The sequence below is a fragment of the Paenibacillus sp. 2TAB26 genome (genome assembly GCF_052115145.1).
Lineage (GTDB): Bacteria > Bacillota > Bacilli > Paenibacillales > Paenibacillaceae > Pristimantibacillus.
In genome coordinates, this window is the sequence record NZ_JBFRGC010000003.1 from 211147 (window position 1) to 232756 (window position 21610).

The 21610-nt window shown below is 44.3% G+C and carries 11 protein-coding genes; all 11 read left to right on the forward strand.

Features of this window, described 5'->3' with window-relative positions; all coding sequences use genetic code 11:
* Positions 1-154: 154 nt before the first annotated feature.
* Positions 155-1648 (forward strand): glycoside hydrolase family 32 protein, encoded by a 1494-nt coding sequence (locus AB4Z50_RS04040; protein ID WP_441875968.1) that lies wholly within the window; start codon positions 155-157, stop codon positions 1646-1648.
* A 517-nt stretch (positions 1649-2165) separates the two neighbouring features.
* Positions 2166-2693: a hypothetical protein gene (locus AB4Z50_RS04045; protein WP_441875971.1), complete on the forward strand. Its 528-nt coding sequence runs from the start codon at positions 2166-2168 to the stop codon at positions 2691-2693.
* 139 nt (positions 2694-2832) lie between these two features.
* The gene (locus AB4Z50_RS04050; protein ID WP_441875974.1) at positions 2833-3081 is read left to right on the forward strand and encodes a hypothetical protein; all 249 of its coding nucleotides are present in this window, start codon (positions 2833-2835) and stop codon (positions 3079-3081) included.
* A gap of 98 nt (positions 3082-3179) precedes the next feature.
* The gene (locus tag AB4Z50_RS04055; RefSeq protein ID WP_441875977.1) at positions 3180-3326 is read left to right on the forward strand and encodes a hypothetical protein; all 147 of its coding nucleotides are present in this window, start codon (positions 3180-3182) and stop codon (positions 3324-3326) included.
* Positions 3327-3382: 56 nt separating this feature from the next.
* Positions 3383-3742, forward strand: coding sequence for a hypothetical protein (locus tag AB4Z50_RS04060; protein WP_441875980.1), 360 nt, complete (start codon positions 3383-3385; stop codon positions 3740-3742).
* Positions 3743-4823: 1081 nt separating this feature from the next.
* Positions 4824-5390 (forward strand): helix-turn-helix transcriptional regulator, encoded by a 567-nt coding sequence (locus tag AB4Z50_RS04065; protein WP_339207960.1) that lies wholly within the window; start codon positions 4824-4826, stop codon positions 5388-5390.
* Positions 5391-5476: 86 nt separating this feature from the next.
* Positions 5477-6070: a hypothetical protein gene (locus AB4Z50_RS04070; protein WP_441875983.1), complete on the forward strand. Its 594-nt coding sequence runs from the start codon at positions 5477-5479 to the stop codon at positions 6068-6070.
* A gap of 218 nt (positions 6071-6288) precedes the next feature.
* Positions 6289-7353: a serine hydrolase domain-containing protein gene (locus AB4Z50_RS04075; protein WP_441875986.1), complete on the forward strand. Its 1065-nt coding sequence runs from the start codon at positions 6289-6291 to the stop codon at positions 7351-7353.
* A gap of 851 nt (positions 7354-8204) precedes the next feature.
* Positions 8205-8588, forward strand: coding sequence for an aspartate 1-decarboxylase (gene panD, locus AB4Z50_RS04080; RefSeq protein WP_076270779.1), 384 nt, complete (start codon positions 8205-8207; stop codon positions 8586-8588).
* Positions 8589-8617: 29 nt separating this feature from the next.
* The gene (locus AB4Z50_RS04085) at positions 8618-20725 is read left to right on the forward strand and encodes an amino acid adenylation domain-containing protein (RefSeq protein ID WP_441875990.1); all 12108 of its coding nucleotides are present in this window, start codon (positions 8618-8620) and stop codon (positions 20723-20725) included.
* 30 nt (positions 20726-20755) lie between these two features.
* Positions 20756-21610 carry a CPBP family intramembrane glutamic endopeptidase gene (locus AB4Z50_RS04090; protein WP_441875993.1) on the forward strand — a complete coding sequence of 285 codons (855 nt, stop codon included), beginning with the start codon at positions 20756-20758 and terminating at the stop codon, positions 21608-21610.

The window sequence follows — 21610 nt, forward strand, 5'->3', positions numbered from 1 at the left end:
AGCAGCAGTATTTACAGCAGAGGTGAGTCCGTCTTTCGAAAGCAATGGTCTGGAGCTATTTGCGATCGGGAGGACGGATTGGTATAAAAAATTAAGCGTTTACACATGCTCAATTGGCGTGATGAAAATTCACAAGCAAGGATGGGTGATCAGGTTGGAAAATACGACAAGCAAACAAGACCTTCATCAACGTTATATTGCAAATGCGAATAAAGCGCTTCAAGAAAATGTGAAAACGATTGATACAACATATCGGCTTCATTATCATATGATGCCGCCAGCAGGCTGGATGAATGACCCGAACGGCATGATTTATTTTGAAGGACATTATCATTTGTTTTATCAGCATGACCCCTATCAATCGAAGCAAGGTCCGATGCACTGGGGACACGCTAGGAGCAAGGATTTAGTTCACTGGGAGCATCTGCCGGTTGCGATAGCACCCTCCGAGGATTATGACAAAGCAGAGTTTGGCGGACAGGGCTGTTGGTCAGGAAGCGCTGTAGATAACAACGGCGTTTTAACGTTAATTTATGCGGGGCATGTTGATGGCAAAACACCGGAAGAGGTTCAAGCTTTAGCGACAAGCACTGATGGTGTGACGTTCCACAAGTATGCTGCTAATCCGGTGATCGGTGATTCACCTGACGCGCAGCGGTTCGGATTCCGTGATCCGAAGGTGTGGAAGCATGAAGATAAATGGTATATGGTCGTTGGTTACGGCAAAGACGGACTTGGCAAAGGGTTAATTTATACGTCGAGCGATCTGCTGAGCTGGGAATATCAAGGTGCTGCGACGCAGAGTGATGGTACGATGGGTGATATGTGGGAATGTCCAGATCTATTTCCGCTTGGAGAAGGCAATCAGCATACGCTGCTCATCTCCCCGATGAATATTGCACCTATCAAAAACCTGTATTTGTCAGGGACGTTCGATTACGCAAGCTGCCGCTTTGAGAAGCAGCAGATGGGACAAATCGATTATGGCTTTGACTTTTATGCGCCGCAAACGCTGCTTGATGATCAAGGCAGAAGAATTATGATCGCATGGATGAACATATGGGGAGCTAAGATGCCAGAGCAAGCGCATGGCTGGCTTGGCGGAATGACACTGCCGCGCGAACTGACGTTAGCAGCGGATGGTACGGTAAGAAGCAATCCAGTGCCGGAGCTTTCCGTGCTGCGTGGACAACAGGTTTCGGTGTCTGATCTAGCTCTATCAAGCAACGAATTTGTCAAAATAGACGGCGTCCGTGGAGACTCTCTTGAAATGGATATTGTATTTGATCTGGCTGGAACGGAAGCAACAACAGTAGGTATTCGTGTACGCAGCTCCGAGGATGGGACTGCCTATACAGAAATCAGCTATTCCATAAGCGAACAAAAGATTTATATGGATCGTAATCTCGGCGGTGAAGGCGATGGCGGAATTAGTGAGGCGCCGCTTCAGCTGTCTTCAGACTGGCGTTTGCAGCTAAGACTGTTTCTTGATCGCTCCTCTATTGAATTGTTTGCAGGTGAGGGCAGAGTCGCCATGACCAATCGGGTTTATCCGAGACCAGAAGATATAGGTATCTCTTTCTTTGCTCGCGGCGGAGACGCGCTTCTTCAAACCGTAAATGCTTGGCAGCTGCGCTCGATTTGGTAATGAATGTTGATAATGTTGATACCGTAATTGTCTGAGGATTTTACGTTGTTGCGCGTGACGAGTTGTTGATGGATTTCACACTTTGATTAAAAGATTTGGTAGACACGTTTCAGACAGTGGGTTCGTGATTTTGTCTGCAATCCTCCAAAGGGCTGTTCCAAGCGTAGATTTATCTACGCCTGGGACAGCCCTACTTTATTTTGATGAAACTTAGGCAAAACGATGAGCTCACCTTATCCAATACACGGCTTACGAACCTAGAAACTCTTATTTAAACCATTCAGAATGGATTAACATTGTAACGAACTCTAGAATCGTTATTTCGAGAAAAGCAGCTAAAGACACCTTAAAAATCATGCTTTAGCGTTAATTGTCCACAGAAAATAAAGTATTAGACTGAGAAAATAAAGCTTTAGACTTGCGGGTGCTTCATTACGCTAACGGGCAGATTACGCTAATACCTGGCAAGTGTTATAATTCAGAAAGTAGTGATCGAAAAGCAGAGGTTGATATAAGGATGGATAACAAAATTTTTTATAAAATTAGTGGATATTTAGAAGGGCTAGGTACAATCAATACTCATTTTGGAGCCTCTTATGGTCATGAATACGTGTTTTGTGAGCTCGAAAGTGGTGTGCCTTTGATGCAAATAGTTATACAGTATAATAAGAGAAGCAATCTAAAAAACCATGATGACGTTATATTCCTACCCTTACGTGACGTCGAAGACTGGAAGGAAACTCTTTTCGATGTAAGTGCATATTGGTTCTTTTCCCTTTATCGCATGCAAAATTTTCAGGTTCGAGTTGCTTATTACGATGATGATGGTCAAGAACTTCCTGAGATACCCGCTGAATTTGATAAAGGATCAAACTCAGTTAGCAACAAGCTAATTGATCTAATTGACCAGCTTATTGATGGGAAAGAACTAAAGGTATACAGGTTGGAGACGGAAGTAGAAGAAAAAAATGAATTTGATTGGGAGCAGTTTTATTTTGTTATTGATGGTAAGGTATTTATTCTAGAGTTTTATCAATGGGGTTAATAAATCCTAAATTTAATTGAGCTAACGGGAACGATAGTTCAATACTGAAAAGGCTGCCGATTGGCAGCCTTTTGTTCAACTAACGGGCAGTTTAGTTAAAGAGGCGTTTTATTGAAATTATCCTTGAAGGAGAACGAAGATGAATAAATATTGGAATTATAGAATTTTAAAAAAGGATTGGGAAAATGGCTTGGTTTCATATGAAGTATGTGAAGTTTATTATGAGAATGACATACCTACTTCATGGATTTGGGGTAAAAATGTACTTAGTGGTGAGAGTAAAGAAGACTTAGAATGGAGGCTAAATAATTCAATATTGAAAGCATTTGAAAAGTCAGTACTTGAAATCATTGGTGATGATGAAGGGTTAGTTGAAGTAAAGGAATAGAGAAAGGCTTACGATTCTTCATGAACTAACGGGCAAGTTAGTTTAAATCACTTCGCGAATACTTCATGTATGGAGAATTTGAACAGGAGGTATGAATGATGCATGGAACTCGATTTATTGAAGAATATCCGCAATTTCAAATCTTATTTGAAAAACTATACTTAAAGAGAGAGTTAGATTCCTGGTATAAAGAAGTTTGCAAACAAAAACTTGAGTTACCAGAAAATTACACCACATCAAAGTAATCAAAAATATTAAAATACATGATAACTACTGTCCTTCTATACATGTATATCTTGATTTGGAAGATAAATATGGTGCTGATGGTTTTATTTTTAGACAAAGAATTAATCTTGTAATTTCAAAAATAATACCAGTTTACAAAATGGATTATTTGTATCTAGTTAAACACAGTTCTCTGGTTGGGGAGTTAGGTACATTTGGCAGCCCACAAGAAACCTTTGAAGCAATGGAAGCAGAGGAACAAATAACGGGGTTATTAAAAACAAATAATTATATTGAGTTAACAGGTTACGATTTACAAGACACGATTTATGAATGGAAAGAATTGAAGCTTGAACCCTTCGATAGAAGATTAACATTAGATTATGCAGCCTTTTATGACGCATTAGAGTTATGTGAAGATTCATTATTAAACTAACGGGAAACGATAGTTGAATAACACACATGATGAGCAGGCGCTACGGTGGCCTGCTTTTCTTATTAAGCTAACGGGCAGGAGAGTTCAGCCAATAGTTTGAGAAATTTTTAAGTACCCTGAGAAATGGAAATCGTACACATAATAACAGCTATTCCCTGGAGTTTAAGCTTCAGGACAGAAATTGCAGCGGTTGACCGTGCAAAATGGTTATGACTAGGCATGCGTATAGTCAAGTGGTTATTCACCTACATAGTATAAGATACACTTTCATGTAATATCATGAATATCTTCCGCTAGGAGTGATGTTATGGTTCAAATGCGAAATATAGGACCCATGAGACAACCKCCKCAGTCACCTCCTCCCGCATTCATCCCGCCGAAACCCGCTGTTTCTTATATCGTCGACTGCGTTTACCAGTACACTTATATTTGGCTTAGGTCTGGCGAGAACTTCTGGTTTTATCCGACATCTGTCGATATGGACGGTGTTGCWGGGTATAGATGGAGCGGATCATACTGGTACTTCTATGGTATMGATCCGCGATTCATCGATGCCGTATCGTGTCCTCCGATTCCTACCCTTTTCTGATCACTAAAATCAGAGTGCCAGTGGTACTGTTTACTCACCGCGCTCTGTTAGTGATACTTAGGACATCCTCGAAAATAAAATATAATCCAGCGCCTTTGGCTTGCCCGATGTTGCCTCCAAAACGCGATTGTGCGAGACGGTAGGGGACAATCGGGAGGCACTCAATTTGCTGCGCTGGCGGGGTTTGCAGTGTTTCTAAGTGTTGAGCCACTGAATAACAAGATGGAGAAACCTTCAGAATTAGCCAGTATCATTTTTGAAAGCAATCTCTTACCTCGTTGAACTAACGGGGAACGATAGTTGAACGGAAAATGGAGCAGTTTGCCGCGGCAGCTGCTCCATTTATTATTAAGCTAACGGGCAGTTTAGTTCAACATCCTTTGCAACCCACGGTTGCATTTAATGGTACATTCAATTCAACATATACTCGATTTTGATTTCGCTTTCTTTATGATACTATTTGCTTAAGTTGAGTAATGGAGGTGATCCACAGTGTTAGATAATGTAAAAGTCGGTAAAAACATATTGGACTTGCGGAAGGGACTATCATTAACGCAAGTAGAACTTTCCAATTTACTGGGCGTAAGCCATCAAGCCGTTTCCAAGTGGGAACAAGGCGAATGTTTGCCTGATATCGAAGTTCTGCTAAAACTAGGACAGGTCTTCAGCAAGTCTGTTGAAGAACTTCTTCTAAGTGAAAGGGTATATGGGGAGCCAGTAATTCATGAAGTTAAGAATACTAAAATAGAAGTAACGGAACAACTTGATGTCTGGACAAAAGCATTGGACAAAATACAAAGCGAAATTTCAATTCCAAGCTTCAATACATGGTTTAAGAGTACGAAGGCAGAGTACGTGGAAAGTACATATTTAATTTACAGTCCGAACAACTTTACTACGGAATGGTTATACCAAAGATACTCCAATTTCATTATGCAAATTCTCGAAGAAATTACTGGTGAATCCGACTTTAAAATCGAGTTTCGATCAATGGATAATTCTTCGACTAATTTTGAATCAAGTCTAATTCCAGGTAGAGCGAGTTTATGGTTAAGCTAACGGGCAGTTTAGCGCAACTTAAGACTATATTAATCATATGAATTAGGTAGGAAAGTAAATGAGTTCCATAAAAGGGATGAAGCTAGTTGCAGACGAAAAGATGGATTGTATCAATCAGCTTGATTATTATCGTCATTGGCGCAATCTGGGTCATGTATGTGAAGCACCCCAGCACAATTGATGTAAAGCTGATTGGTGTTAAGTATCAGTTAGGTTACGAAGATGTAAAATCGGGGATAGAGCCTGCGACTGTTATAATTCAGGGCAAGGTGCATACGAGCTTGAAAAGAGAGCGAATATTTAAGGGTGTAGTACGAATTGTAGGTGAACAAATTCCAGTGCCTCAGGATCAGCGCAATATAGAAATTCATTTTTCTAGAGACGGCTGGGGCTCAATAGCCTATCCTTATTTTCTTTATGACGAACGGGGAACAACTGTAGGAGCTGAAATTTACCAGTCACATTCTATATTCGCGAACAAAGACTTTAGTCAAGTAACATTCCTTATAACAACGCCCAATCAACAGTCTGAATCCGAAGATGGAAATCTTCAGACCGTTTGGAACACTGAGAATGGAAAGATGCTATCTGCCCCCGCAACAACACGAGAAGAGGCCCTAGCCTTATCCAATAAGCAGATGCGTGAATATTTGAAACCTTATGGGAAGTCTTTACGATAACCTGTACATCACATAATTAAGCTAACGGGAAACGATTGTTCAATACACTACATTAGCTGGTCTAATGCTCAGCTGCCGTTTCTAATTGAAGTAACGAGCAGGAATATAAAGAAATGGAAACGAGTACATAATTCAGCATCCAAATAGGTTGATTAGCGTGATTTCAACAACCGAGGATTTTTGTAAGCATCATAAAACTAAAAGGAGTAGCTGTTACTATGAAGGATTTACATAATTTTGTTTCAGATTACACCAAAGATAAGAAACATTTACATCTTGCGATCGGGATTATTAGAGATGGCGGTATTGAATATTTTTCGTTCAGTAATAATCAAAAGAGAAGTACGATTCCTCCTGAGCATATGTTGTTTGAAATCGGCTCCATAACCAAAGTTTTCACATCCATTCTCTTATTAGAAATGGAACGGGAAAAACTGCTTTCCTCGGATGACATGGTTGGTAAGTTTGTGCCAAACGTTAAAAACGATTATTTGAATAAGATTACCTTGAAAAGCCTTGCTACTCATACCTCTGGTTTACCTATATTGGCAACAAACCACAATCTGGCTAAAAAAAGATCGAATCCTTATTCAATGTATACCGAGCAAGATTTAACTGCTTTTCTATCTAATGCTGATTACACGGATAGTATTGGTTCATTTGAATATTCCAATATCGGTGTGGGCTTACTGGGGAATATTCTATGCAAGGTGTCAGGAAGCAAGTATGATGAACTGTTGAAAAAATACATAACGAGCCCATTAAAGATGAATGAGACAGCCGTTACACTTGATTCAGAACAGAATAGAAGGTTTTTGAATGGACATGCTTCAACTGGGAAGAGAGTCCCTCACTGGGATCTCTCTATACATGAAGGAGCTGGGGGGATTAAGTCATCGGTTAACGATTTGAGTTTATTTGTCCAAGCCAATCTAAATGATGATAATCCGATAGCCTCTACACTGCAAAAAAGTCATATCCCTATATGGATCGGAAATTCAAACCGTTATTTTGGCTGGGGTGAGGATAAACTTCTAGATAAAGGTATCCTCTGGCATAATGGGGGTTCAGCTGGTTTTAACAGTTATCTAGCTTTCAACAAGGAACTCCGTGTAGGAATTGTATTGCTATCCAATTATTCTTTTTTCTCGAATTCTCTTATGGATTATTATGTTGCTCAATTAATAAAATGGATTACTAAAAAAGAGCCTTCTCAAGGAACTATGATAGACGTTACAGGGTTAAAAATATTTGAAGCCATCCTAAGTAGTGAAAAGTCATGAACTAACGGAGAACGTTAGTTGAAATAGCCGCGGCAGTCTAAGACTTTATTTATCTGGTCTTGGTTCGCCGCTGCTTTTGTTATGGGGTTAGTCTAAAACTTATTTTTTAAAAGCTGACGATCCTTCAATTCAAAAATCGCGTTACTTCAATGACTCCAGTCTAATACTTTATTTTCACCGAACATTAATTAGATTTGTTAAAACGAAAGAAGCGTAGTTTTCTATGGAATAAGCTCAATACAGTTCGTTAGAGAATAAAACACCCCCCTATTGTCTTACACGAAATCGTTTATTATGCGCGAATCTATCACAATAGTGACCATATAAATCAAAAAAAGAGAATTCCACCCCTTATTAACATAAAAATCCCCTTTCATTCATAGGTGCAATCCAACTACTATAGGTATGAGTTCGAATGGTAAAAAGTATCATTTTTTTGATATTAGTATCAAATTAGTCAGGATGACCACGCTCTTTGATATCAAAATAAGCTAAACCTTTACAGCATTTTCCCACACCTCTTTCATTGCGCAGCTCTTTTCTAGTAAATGATTTCATTGCTAATCTACATGCTTGTCAGTCTCCCCAACAAGTTAACCCACATGTTATTTTAACTCGAGTATTCAACCCGCATAAGCTATACCTTCAACCAAAACTACTTAGTCGTATGCAATCAGAAGTTATTAACAAACTATTGATAACGCTTTCATGTTAACGGAGTAATTTCTTTGTCTTTTTTATTTTAAAATTTGTAATAAATACAAATAAAAGTAACTTTAAGGTTGTGTTAAAGCCCAATTATTTATCGGTATATTAACCAAATTCACTATTCTATGAGGAGTGTGTTATTTATGTTTAGAGAAATTCACAAATCCAAAATTCACCGTGCGGTCGTTACGGAAGCAAATTTGAATTATGTAGGCAGCATCACGATTGATCAAGATATTTTAGACGCATCCAATATTTTAGAGAACGAGAAAGTGCAAGTTGTAAATATCAACAACGGCGCGCGGTTGGAGACGTATGCGATCACTGGCCCAAGAGGCTCAGGCATGGTTTGTTTAAATGGAGCGGCTGCGCGAATGGTTCAGCCAGGAGATCTCGTTATTATTATCTCCTACGCCATGATGGAAGATCATGAAGCGAGGGTGTACAAGCCCGATGTGGTCATTATGGATGAGAATAATCGGATTGTGACGGACAAGTATCAAGAGCTGCACTCTACAACGGTATAATGCCACAGAAAAAAAGTAGGGGGAGCTATATGAATATCATCCGAAATCTCTCAGAGGTACTCATTGCAAGCGGAACGAGCGGTGCGGGCATTACGTTCTGCGAGGCGGGTAAGGATCGATTCGTGTCGTATGGGCAACTACGCAAGGCAGCGGGTGCATTACTCGGTCAGCTGCAGGAAAGAGGGCTTGGCAAAGGGCAGCATGTTGTGCTGCAGACCGAAGATAATGAACGATTTCTTGTTTTATTTTGGGCCTGCCTATTGGGCGGCATGATCCCCGTTCCACTTACAGCGGGACGAACTGACGAAGGCAGGAAGAAGCTTCTTCAAGTAAGCAGCCAACTTGGAAATCCGTATTTGCTTTGCGAGCCAGAAATATGGGACTCTGTTGCAGCTTATTGTCTCAAGAATGAAGAGCAAGCCGCAGGACAGCTATTACAAAAAAGAATGCTGCCGATTAAGGATGTTTTGGATGAAGCAGCTGCTATAGATCGCCAAGGAACAGTCTATGCGGCAAACGAGGATGATGTTGCATTTATCCAATTCACCTCTGGTTCTACAGGTGATCCTAAAGGTGTTGTTTTGACACATGGCAACTTACTTTCGAATATGCGGGCGATATTGGAGGGCGCTCAGTCGACCGAGGCTGATTCCTCTTTAAGCTGGCTCCCGCTTACGCATGATATGGGTTTGATCGGATTTCATCTAACTCCGATGCTTGGGCTTATGAATCAATGGCAGATGCCGACCTCGACATTCGTGCTTCATCCGATGAAGTGGATGGAGCTCACGCATCAGCATCGCATTACCTGTCTATCATCACCTAACTTTGGTTATGTTCACTTTCTACAGCATTTTAAACCTGAGAATGCCACCTGCTGGGACCTTAGCTCTGTAAGGCTTATCTTTAACGGAGCGGAACCAATATCTGCGAGCAATTGCCGCGAGTTTCTCGCACAGATGAAGCCTTATGGGCTTAGAGAACAATGTATATTTCCCGTCTATGGACTAGCGGAAGCAAGTTTGGCCGTTACATTTCCACATGTGGAGGAGAGCTTGAATACCTTATATGTAAGCCGAAAAGGCTTGAATATCGGGGATGTTATTCAGGATGCTCCGGCAGATGATCCCAATAAAATAGAAATCGTTGAGCTCGGGTTCCCTGTATCCGAATGCGAGCTTAAAATTTGCGACGAGTCTGGTCGGGAAACGCCAGATCGCTACGTTGGACTCCTCCATATTAGAGGGAGGAATGTCACCAAGGGTTATTTTAACCGCCCTGATGTGAATGCCGTCATTCTATCGACAGACGGATGGCTGAATACCGGTGATCTTGGATTTATGCAAGACGGCAGATTGTATGTGACTGGCCGCATGAAGGATATTATTTTCGTCAATGGACAGAACATATACCCGCATGATTTGGAAATGCTGGCAAGCGAAATTAAGGGAGCAGAAATAGGCAAAGTAGCTGTCAGCGCGATTCAGAATGAAGTAACGAAGCAGGATGAGATCGCCGTGTTTATTCAATTTCGAGGAAAGCTTAATGCTTTTGTGCCGCTGAGGCAAAGCGTGCAGCGATTGCTAAATCGAAAAACTGGACTCCAAGTGGAGCTCATTGTTCCAGTGAAGCGTATTCCGAAAACGACCTCTGGGAAAATTCAGCGTTACACTCTTGCTGAGAGTATGCAGAGCGGACAATTCTCTTCAGTAATTGCAGAACTGGAGTCGCTGGCAGCGATTATGGAAGAAACAGCTCCCGAGTCGGCTGCTGCAGCTCCTGAAACGGATGCCGAACAGCGCATATTGTCTATTTGGAAAAAAGTGCTGAAGACAGACCGCATTGGAATAGATGATCATTTTTTGGAGCATGGCGGTAATTCACTGAGCGCAGCTTATGTAGCTGCCCAGCTGCAGTCGGCGTTTGGCATAAATGTATCTCTGAGCGAGTTGTTTCAGCATCATACTGTTCGGTTACTAGCCGCTTATGTCGCTGAAGTGACTGCTGGGGAAGATCAAAGAAATGACAGAAATGGCCAGTGTGAAGTGATTTCAAATGGAGGCACGAGGGATTGGTATCCCGCCACATCTACTCAGAAGAGATTATTTATTGTTGAGGAAATGAATTCAGGTCTCCTTCGTTATCATCTTCCGCAGCGCATAAGCATTGAGGGGGAGCTGGATCTCAGTAAATTTCAGCAGGTGTGGGAGTCCTTGATCAACAGGCATTCTTCACTACGTACATCATTTGTTATGGACAATGATATCGTGGTCGGTCGCATTACAGATTCAGTAAAGCTGCCCATTGTTTATACAGACGGCCGCGGCTGGTCAGAGAGTGATATGCAGCACAAAATAAGTACATTTCTACAGCCCTATGAGCTGTCTAAGGCGCCGTTGTTCCGAATGGAGTTAATCACACTCAGTCATAACCGCCATCTGATGTTATTTGATATGCATCATCTCATTACGGATGGCACGTCGATGGGAATATTAATCGGGCAATTTGTTGCGATGTATGAAGGGGCTGAGCTGCCTCCAATTCCTTTTCAATACAGCGATATTGCTGATTGGGAGAAAAGGTTCAGGGCAGAAGATAGGCGCATGATAAGGCAGAGAGAGTATTGGCGGCAAATCTTCAAGGAGGGAGCGGGGGAGATCGATATCCCGGCAGATTATCGGCGTCCGCTCACTCCTAGCTACAAGGGAGCTATTGAAAAATTTGTACTCGATGCAACACTTACAGCTAAGCTGGAGCAATTAGCTTTCCGAACAGGCGGTACGTTGTATACCGTTTTAACTTCCGTTTACTTTATGCTGCTGAGCAAGTACACCGGAGCAGTTGATATGGTGATCGGTACTGCGTCGGCAGGGAGAACAAGGCCGGAGATGGATGGTATCGTGGGCCTGTTCGTCAATATGGTGCCGCTGCGACTTCGGGCTGGCAAGGAGCTTTCGATCCTTCAATGCTTTGAAGAGATCAACAAACAAATATTGTTATCGCTAGACCATCAGGACGTCCCTTACGAAGAAATTGTAGAGCTGGYAGAGGCAAAACAAGAACTTGGCCGTAATCCATTGTTCAGCACTGTATTTACGTTGCACAACATGGAAATTCCACAGTTTCATACAGCGAATGTCACATTCAAGCCTGAGCCGATAGGGACAGGTACATCTAAATTTGATATGACCTGGGAGTGTATAGCTTCGGAGGAAGGCATTACAGTATCTATTGAATATTCCCTCGACTTGTACAGTCAGGAAACAGTAAGAGGATTTGCTCGCCATTATAAAACATTGGCTGATGCAGCAGTTCAATCCCCTGAGACGACTGTTGAGATGCTTCCTATGTTAGACGAGGATGAATRCCAGCTTATTTTGGCAACTAGCGAGTCGAGTCGAGCACCTTACCCTAACGATGCTTCGCTGTACCGGCTGTTTGAGAGGCAGGTGGATCATACACCGCAGCTCCCGGCTATAGTTATGGATGAGGCGACCCTCTCTTACACAGAGCTGAATGAAATGGCAAATGCTCTGGCTAGATGGCTTATCAATCGAGGAGTAGTTCCGCATTCACGTGTGGCGCTGCTTCTTCATCGATCCTTTAATATGCCAGTTGCGATACTTGCTGTGTTGAAGACCGGCTCCGCTTATGTGCCAATCGACCCGAGTTATCCTATCGACAGGATTGAGTTTATGCTTGGAGACGCTGATATTTCTACAATGATAGTAGATGCTCAGACAAGCCATATAGGCGGCAAGCTTGCTCAAGCTGGGAATAGGCCAGTAGATAAGATTGACATGGATGCTATGAGGAACGAGTGGAGACAGGCAGAGGGACATAATTTGAATGTGGATGTAACAGGGGACGACGCAGCTTATGTGATGTACACCTCTGGTTCCACAGGACGGCCAAAAGGAATTTTAACTACGCACCGAAACGTCATTCGCATTGCTCGGGATACTGACTATATCCGAATCACGAATGAGGATGCGCTGCTGCAGTTATCGAATTATGCGTTTGACGGATCGACGTTTGATTTTTATGGGGCACTTTTGAACGGCGCAAAGCTCGTCCTTGTGAATGAAAACGATTTGCTTGATATCCATCAGCTTATTTTATTGATGAAGAAACAAAGGGTTACGGTATTTTTTGCGACTACAGCTTTGTTTAATGCATTCGTTGACTCTGGATTGAAGGACTTGCCTTCCCTTCGTCATCTATTGTTTGGCGGTGAACGCGCATCAGCCTCGCATATTAAAAGAGCTTATCAGATCGTCGGTTCAGGCGTGCTGCTTCATGTGTACGGTCCAACAGAGTCTACTGTTTTCGCTACTTGTTATCCGATTGACTCGCTAGAGCAGGACAATGCTGCAATTCCAATAGGCAAGCCTATCGCACATTTAGAAGCACTTGTATTGGACGAAAATGGTGCCTTGCTCCCAGCACTTGTGCCTGGGGAGTTATGTATTGCCGGCGATGGTTTAACACAAGGTTACTTGAATCTGCCGGAGCTTACTGCAAATAAATTTGTTCCCCATCCTTTTAAGGAGGGAACCAAGCTTTACAGGACAGGGGATTTGGTTAGGCGGCTGCCTGACGGTAATCTAGAGTTTTTGGATCGGCTCGACACCCAGGTGAAGCTGCGTGGATTTCGTATAGAACTGGGGGAAATTGAGAGCAAACTGCTAGAGTGTGAGGACGTTAGGGAAGCGGTAGTTATGCTGAAATACCGCAGCGGCGATCCACAGCTTGCTGCCTATATCGTTGCAAATGGTGAGCTTTCCATAGATCGGCTGCAAGCAGAGCTGGGAGCAAAGCTGCCGCAATTTATGATTCCGGCAGTCTTCGTGCGGGTGGAGAAGCTTCCGCTCACCTCTAACGGCAAGATTAACAAAAACGCATTGCCTGAGCCTGACTTTTCCAAACTGAGCATCGGAATGGCAGCAGCCTATGTCCCGCCTACAACCCAAACCGAGATTCAGCTTGCAACCATTTGGGAAATGGTTTTGAAGGTAGAGGCTGTTGGCGTTAATGATAATTTCCTCGCACATGGCGGTCACTCATTGAAGGCTGCAACGCTTGTATCGGAAATTTATAAGCAATATCATGTCCGAATGCCGATCAAGGAAGTATTTCTACGTTCAACAGTTAGAGAGCAAGCAGAATGGATTGATAGCGCAGATATAGAGGCATATGAACCGATAAAACCGATAAACATTTCTCGTTCTTACCCGTTAAGTCCATCCCAGCAGCGTATTTTTCTCATTGAAGAAATTGCAAACGCGGGTATAGCCTATCATATCCCGTTAGCGCTGCGCTTAACTTGCCATGTTCAGCGAACGGATATGGAACGGGCCATAAAAGAACTTATTGCTCTGCATGAGCCGCTTCGTACATCATTCCAGTTTATTGACGGTGAGGCGCGTCAAATTATACATGAGCATGCTTCGTTCGAGCTTCAAGAGATAAGCGATACAACAATAGATCTGGAGCAACAGTTCTGCGAATTTGCCAAGCCGTTGCCGCTTTCACAAGCACCGCTCCTTGACGCACGGCTGCTCAGCAGCGCATGCGGAGAAACTTATTTGCTTCTAAATATCCATCATATTATTGCGGATGGCATTTCGGTGAGTCTGCTTATTGAAGAGCTAGTCAAACGACTAGACGGCAAGCGCTTGGAAGAGCCGCATATTCAGTTCAAGGATTATGCGGTATGGAGATCAGGCCAAGGGAATAAGGAACGCATGCGCAAGAGCATCCGATATTGGGAGACCGAGTTAAGCGATCCACCCTCGAGCCTCGACATGCCGCTTGACTTCCCGCGTGGGGAACGGCAATCGCTAGAGGGGGAGACGTTTGGATTCCATGTTCCTTCAGAGCTAGCTATTCGGCTTCAATCTATATCCGATACGCTCAATATCAGCTTAAATAGTCTGTTGTTTGCTTCCTACGCTCTGCTTCTTCAAAAGTATACAAGCGGAAATGACTTGATTATTGGGGCGCTAGCGGCAGGAAGATCACATCCCGATACGGCTAATATGATCGGTATGTTCAATAATTTTCTTCCGGTTCGCCTTAAAATAGGCGATGGCATGAAATTTGATCAATTTGCGAAGGCGTCACATGATCATCTGCTTGCAGCACTCGAACATCAAGATGTGAGCTTTGACCAGATGATTGAAGCTGCGCAAATGATGATGGATCCCTCACGAAACCCGCTGTTCGATACGATGATGATTTTGCACAATCAGGTCGAAAATGATTTGGAAGTGAAGGGTCACACTGTAGGGGTACAGCCTGTACGCGCAAGTAAAAACATGACATCTAAATTGGATTTTAAACTTGATCTTTATCCTCATGGTGACGGAGGCTTTCGAGCAGAGCTAGAGTTCAATACGCGATTATTTCATAAAGCGACGATGATGAGGCTGGCGGATCATTGGCTCAATGTATTGAAACAAGTGGCGGATGAGCCAGGTATGAAATGCTCTTCCCTCAGCTTAATTATGGAGAAGGAAGCGCAAATGCTTCTTCAAGAATGGAATGATACAGCAACGCCGTATCCTGATGGCGAAACCATTCATGGCTGTTTTGAGGCACAGGTACGCAAGACGCCGAATGCTCCAGCCATTCGATCGAACGAGGGTATGTTTACTTACCGTGAGCTTGATGATCGTGCAAACCGACTTGCTCTGCTGCTCCGTCAGAAAGGTGTTGGAGCAGAGACTATTGTTCCGATTGTTGCAGAGCGCTCTTTTGAAATGATGGCAGCGATTTTAGGCATTCTAAAAGCCGGGGGCGCTTACTTGCCTATCGATCCGCATTTTCCAGAGGAGCGTATTGGGTACATTTTTGAAGATAGCGGAGCCAAGTTATTATGCTCCCAGCGCAAATGGATGGACCAACTGCCGTTTAATGGTGAAATTATAGATATAGATGCTGTTGAAGACAAGGGTTCCCATGATACTGAGGAATGGCTATTGGAGCCTGCAGTGAACGCGCATCATTTGGCTTATGTTATCTATACATCAGGTTCTACTGGAAAACCAAAGGGGGTTATGATCGAGCATGCTGCGGTCATCAACCGTATACATTGGATGCAAGATCAATATCCACTTGACTCGCAAGATGTCATTCTTCAGAAGACACCCATAACATTTGATGTTTCAGTGTGGGAGCTGTTCTGGTGGAGTTTTGCAGGGGCATCTGTTTACTTGCTGGAACCGCGGGGGGAGCGGGAGCCGCAGGTCATGATGAAAGTCATCCGTGAGCAAGCGGTGACGGTCATGCATTTTGTCCCATCCATGCTGGGCGTTTATCTCCAGTATGCATCGGAAGTTAAGGCGGTCAACCCTTTCGGAGGTTTGCGTTACGTATTTGCAAGCGGAGAGGCGTTGAAGCCTGCACAGGTGGAAGGGTTCTACAGCCAGCATTCTGCAGGCAGCGAAAGTCCACGACTCATAAATTTATACGGACCGACGGAAGCGACCGTGGATGTCAGCGCATATGATTGCGCGAACTATAAGCAAGGATCTGTTCCGATTGGCTCGCCGATTCAAAATATTCGGCTGTACGTTGTGGATGAGCAGCGGCGGCTGCAGCCCATTGGAATTCCGGGCGAGCTCTGCATCGCTGGAGTGGGACTCGCTAGAGGTTATTTGAACCGTCAAGAATTGACAGCGGAAAAATTTGTACTTGATCCTTTTTTTGCTGGGGAACGAATGTACTTGACCGGAGATCGCGCGCGCTGGCTTGCTGACGGTCATATCGAGTATTTGGGTCGATTCGATCATCAAGTGAAGATTAGAGGATTTCGAATGGAATGTGGAGAGATTGAGCATGCGCTGATGCAGCTGGAGGAGGTTTCCGATGCGCTCGTCATGCCCGTGAAGGATCGGACGGGAGAACCAGCCTTATGTGCATATGTGGTTTCTTCTTTTGAACGCAATGATCGTGAGTTGAAGGAGAGGCTAAGGGGAATGCTTCCGGAATATATGATTCCTTCCCTGTTTGCCTGCCTGCATTCCTTTCCTCTAAATGCTAGCGGGAAGATAGACCGCAGCCGCCTTCCACAGCCGATATTTGCTGATTCTATTGGCGGCGCCGATCCGCGCAGTGAGACGGAGCTCCGACTGGCAGAGCTATGGAAGAGCATACTTGGTGTTCACATCGTACGCACCGACGATCATTTTTTCCAGATTGGCGGACATTCGCTGCGCGCAGCGCAGTTAACAGGTGCAGTGGAGCGGCAGTTAGAGGTCATATTTACACTAAAGGATGTGTTTGCCTACCCGGTCCTAGAAGAGATGGCAGCGTTCATTGATAGATCGCCGAAAAGGACTGCTGCAACTATCACAAGGGCCGAGCAGAGGGATGTTTATCCATTGTCGCTTGCACAGAACCGACTATTCGTTTTGCATCATATGAAACCTTCAAGTACAGCCTACAATTTGCCGTTCGCACTCAGTATGCGTGGTGAACTGAACGTTGAGAGATTGCAAGAGGCGCTGCAGCGGCTCATTGATCGTCATGAGCCGCTCAGAACAAGCTTTGAATGGCGCGATGGCGCCCCCGTTCAACGCATTCATGAGCGAGTAATGGTGCGAGCTGATGTAACAAAAACGGATCAAGTGGATGGATGGAACAGCATGCAAAAATTCGTTCAGCCATTCGATTTGAGCATTGCTCCGCTGTTGCGCGCTTCGCTTATTACGAATGGCGCGCAAGAGCATTTGCTGTTGCTTGACATGCATCATATCGTATCTGACGGTATTTCAATGACAGTGCTGGCGCATGATTTCACCAAGCTTTATGAAGGCGGCACGTTGCTGTCGCTTGAAATCCAGTACAAGGACGTAGCTGTATGGCAGCAGGGTTTTATGAAGAGCCGTGAGCGGGATAGGCAAGAGCAGTACTGGCGAGAGGAGCTGGCGGGAACGCTGCCGCTTCTGGATTTGCGAGTGGACAAGCCAAGGCCAGCCGAACAAAGCTTTAAGGGGAGCAAAATCATCCATGCGCTGCCTCTCTCGTTAATGTCCGAGGTAGAGTCATTGGCAGCAACGGCTGGCATGACTAGTTTTCCAATATGGCTTGCTTGTTTTCACGTGCTGCTTCATAAGCTAACGGGTCAAGAGGATATTATCTCTGGTACACCGATTGGAGGAAGATCCCATCTAGAGACAGCCCCGCTTGTTGGGATGTTTGTCAATACCGTTGCAATCCGGAGCCAGCCATCGGGTGAGCACAGCTTTCTTCATTTTGCCCGACAGATCAAGGAGAAGGTGCTTGGTGCGATGCATAATGGGATGCTGCCGTTCGAGCATTGTGTAACTGCACTTGATGTAAAGCGAGACCTGAGTCGAAATCCAATCTTTGACGTCATGTTTGTTATGCAAAATATGGATGTGCCGGCAATGAAAGCTGATGTGCTGCAATTAAAGACGCAACCGCTGGAGCACGCTGTATCCAAGCTGGACCTGACGTTTGAGCTTGCAATGCGTGAGGATGGTGCAGACCTTACTGTAGAATATGCAACGGATCTATTCGAACAACAAACAATTAACCAAATGATTAGCTACTATATTCGAATTGTGGAGCAAATTACGAAAGATACGCATATCTCTTTAAACCAAATAAGCTTGCTGACTTCGGATGAAGAAGCCATTCAACTTGTTCAATTTAATGAAACGGCTACCGCTTATCCAATTCATATGACCGTTGAGTCCTACTTGGAAGCACAAGCTGAGTGGATACCGCATGCTACTGCGCTGATCTATGAGACTGGGGAAATGTCCTATCGTGAACTGAATGGGAAGGCCAATCGGCTGGCAAGAGTTCTGAGAAAGCACGGGGTGAAGCATGAGGATACTGTAGCCGTCATCATGGAGCGTTCTGTAGACATGATCATTGCTATTTACGGCATATTGAAGGCGGGAGCGGCGTATGTCCCGATCTCACCTGGGCTTCCTGAAGAGCGAGTTCGGTATATGCTGGATGACTCGGGAGCAAGGATTGTTTTGACTCAGGGCTTAGACGGGCAGTTCAACAACATGTCGCTAGATTCTAAACGATTGAACATAGAGGAAGCGCTGCAGCATGAGCAAAATGATGGACCGCTAGAAAAAATTCATCGATCGCGTAGCTTAGCGTATGTGTTGTACACCTCAGGGTCAACAGGACAGCCGAAAGGGGTAATGATTGAGCACCATTCCGTAGTGAATCGCCTTACGTGGATGCAAAACAGATACACACTTGATATGCATGATGTGATTTTGCAAAAAACGCCATTTACGTTTGATGTGTCGGTATGGGAGTTGTTCTTATGGAGCTTCTCAGGCGCTAAGCTATGCTTGCTTGCACCAGGCGGAGAAAAGGACCCTGGGGCGATATATGATGCCATTAATAAGCATGAGGTGACTACGCTACATTTTGTACCTTCTATGCTTCATCTGTTTTTGGATTACCCGGGCCTTGTTAATGATAGTAAAAAGCTTGAGAGCTTGCGTTATGTTTTTGCCAGTGGAGAAGCGCTTACGGTCAATCAAGTAGAGAGATTCAGAGAGCGAATCGGAGAATCTAATGCTGCGAAGCTCATTAATCTGTATGGTCCAACGGAAGCGACGGTCGACGTGTCCTATTACGAGTGTATAGGAGAGCAAAGTTTAACGAGCGTGCCTATTGGCAAACCTATCGACAATATTTCCTTATATGTGGTCAATGATGTTATGCAGGTTCAACCGGTAGGCGTGGCGGGAGAGCTGTGTATTGCGGGAGTTGGCTTAGCGCGGGGGTATTGGAAACGTCCTGATTTGACCTCGGAAAAGTTTGTGAAAAATCCATTCGCAGCTAACGAGCTCATGTATCGTACAGGCGATCTTGCGAGGTGGCTGCCTGATGGCAGCATCGAATTTCTGGGACGAATGGATCACCAGGTGAAAATTAGGGGGTACCGCATTGAATGCGGGGAGATCGAGCATGCTCTTACGGGTCATCCAGACGTGAGGGAAGCCGTTGTCATGAAGCGTGATGGAGCTGCGGGGGAAAGTGCATTTCTATGYGCGTATGTCGTAACGAGTGATGCAGTCACTACCGCACAATTACGTTATCATTTGGCTAAAACATTACCCGATTATATGGTTCCGGCTGTCTACGTCGAGCTGGATCAAATGCCGCTTTCTCCAAATGGCAAGGTAGATCGGAAGTCATTGCCAGCAACAGATGAGCGGTTGGATGAAGGCGTGCATTATGTGGAGGCAGCAAGCGAAACGGAAAAAACCATTTCTATTGTGTGGGGAGAAGTGCTAGGCCGAACCGCTATTGGGACGCATCATAATTTCTTTGATGTTGGGGGAGAGTCGCTGCTGCTTGTCCGTACCCACCAGCGACTGGAAGAGCTGTACCCAGGTTTACTCAAGGTGACGGATCTATTTAATTATCCGACGATTGCCGGGCTTGCGGAATATATTGATTCCCAAAGCAATCTTCCTCACATTTGGCATTACGCTGGAATTGCTGCAGGTGAGGACTCCTTCAATAACACATACACTGCGCAGCGGAATGGTTCGTACCAATTCACCCTTGAGGACGATTTAATTGAGGGACTGGCAGAAATGGCATATTCGGAGTCCGTGTCCATTACAACCGTTGCACTAGCAATCTATCTGCTCTTCTGGAAGCAGCAGTCAGGCGCTAATGATCTGGTAATGCCGGTTGCAACATCAAGAGGGCGGCTCACACCATTAGAGCTTGACTTTAGTACGGTGCTGGAGTTTAGCGAACTAATCCGAGCAGCCGACTCGTTATTTGACGATACGAAAATTTCCTACGATTGGAATCAAGTGGAGAGAGAGCTTGGGAGCCATAATAGTTCCCGCATAACGCCTTTGTTTGTAGATCGCTCGCGCACAGGCTTCATTCCCGAAAATCAACTCATGCACCACTTCGATATCATTCTGACGTTAGACAGCGGCAGGGGAGGAGCAGGTAAAGGGATGAGCGGTTTATGGGAATTTAATGCACGTCGATTAAAGAAAGAAAAGGTTAAGGCATGGGCTCAGGGCTATATTAAACTGCTCAGAATGGCCGTTCATCAATTTCAGCAGACTTCTAATGCTAGAGCTGGCGGCAAGCAGTAAGGACAACCCTATATGCAAAGGAGCATTACGTTGAAAAAGATCTTGTTTATGCTCGGGAATATCGCATGGTATTTAGGTATCTTCTACGCTTTGCTTTATCTGCTGCGATCAACCTATCAGTATGAAGCTACACTCGGCCTTGCCAAGTTTATGGATCGTAACCCGGCGATGTTCATGGCGATATTATTTACCTCCATTTTACTCATCTATATGCTTGTTTTCCGTTTGAAGAGAAGCATATGGAAAGAGCAGAAGCAAACTTTGTTTCAAGTTAGCGGCTTCAAGAAGATCGGGGTCAAAGATGCCGGGTTGATGCTGGCTATGGGGGCAGCCGGATGCCTGTTTAGTATTGGTCTAATTGAAATTGATGTCATCGCTCGGCACTTTCCGTCCATCCCCTTTCTCGTTGATGATCTCATTAGGGGAGATTCCATTTTATTCGTTATTTTGGGTGCGGGGCTTATTGCCCCCATCTATGAAGAAATTTTGTTTAGAGGATTAATTTACGGACAATTACGTCAAGTGATGCCGCTGTATGCTGCGCTTATTTTGCAAGCATTGGTTTACGCCTATTTTCAGCCAAGCCTCAGCCTGTCATTCATTGGTTTTGGTTCTGGACTCATCTACGCGATATTGTATATCCGAATAGGGAGCCTGTGGGCGCCAATTATTGTACAAACCTCAGCCATGAGTCTTATTTTTATAACAAAATATGTTGGTTGGCATGAAGCGATTAACGAAATAGGAGAACCTGCTTTGTATGTTCTAACGGCTGGAAGTCTGCTCTTCCTCATAGGAGGAACGGCAAATATTTGGCGAAGAGGGTTCGAAAAAGGTGCAAGTTCAGTACAAGCAGACCCGATTACGGTTGGAAGAGGGCGATAA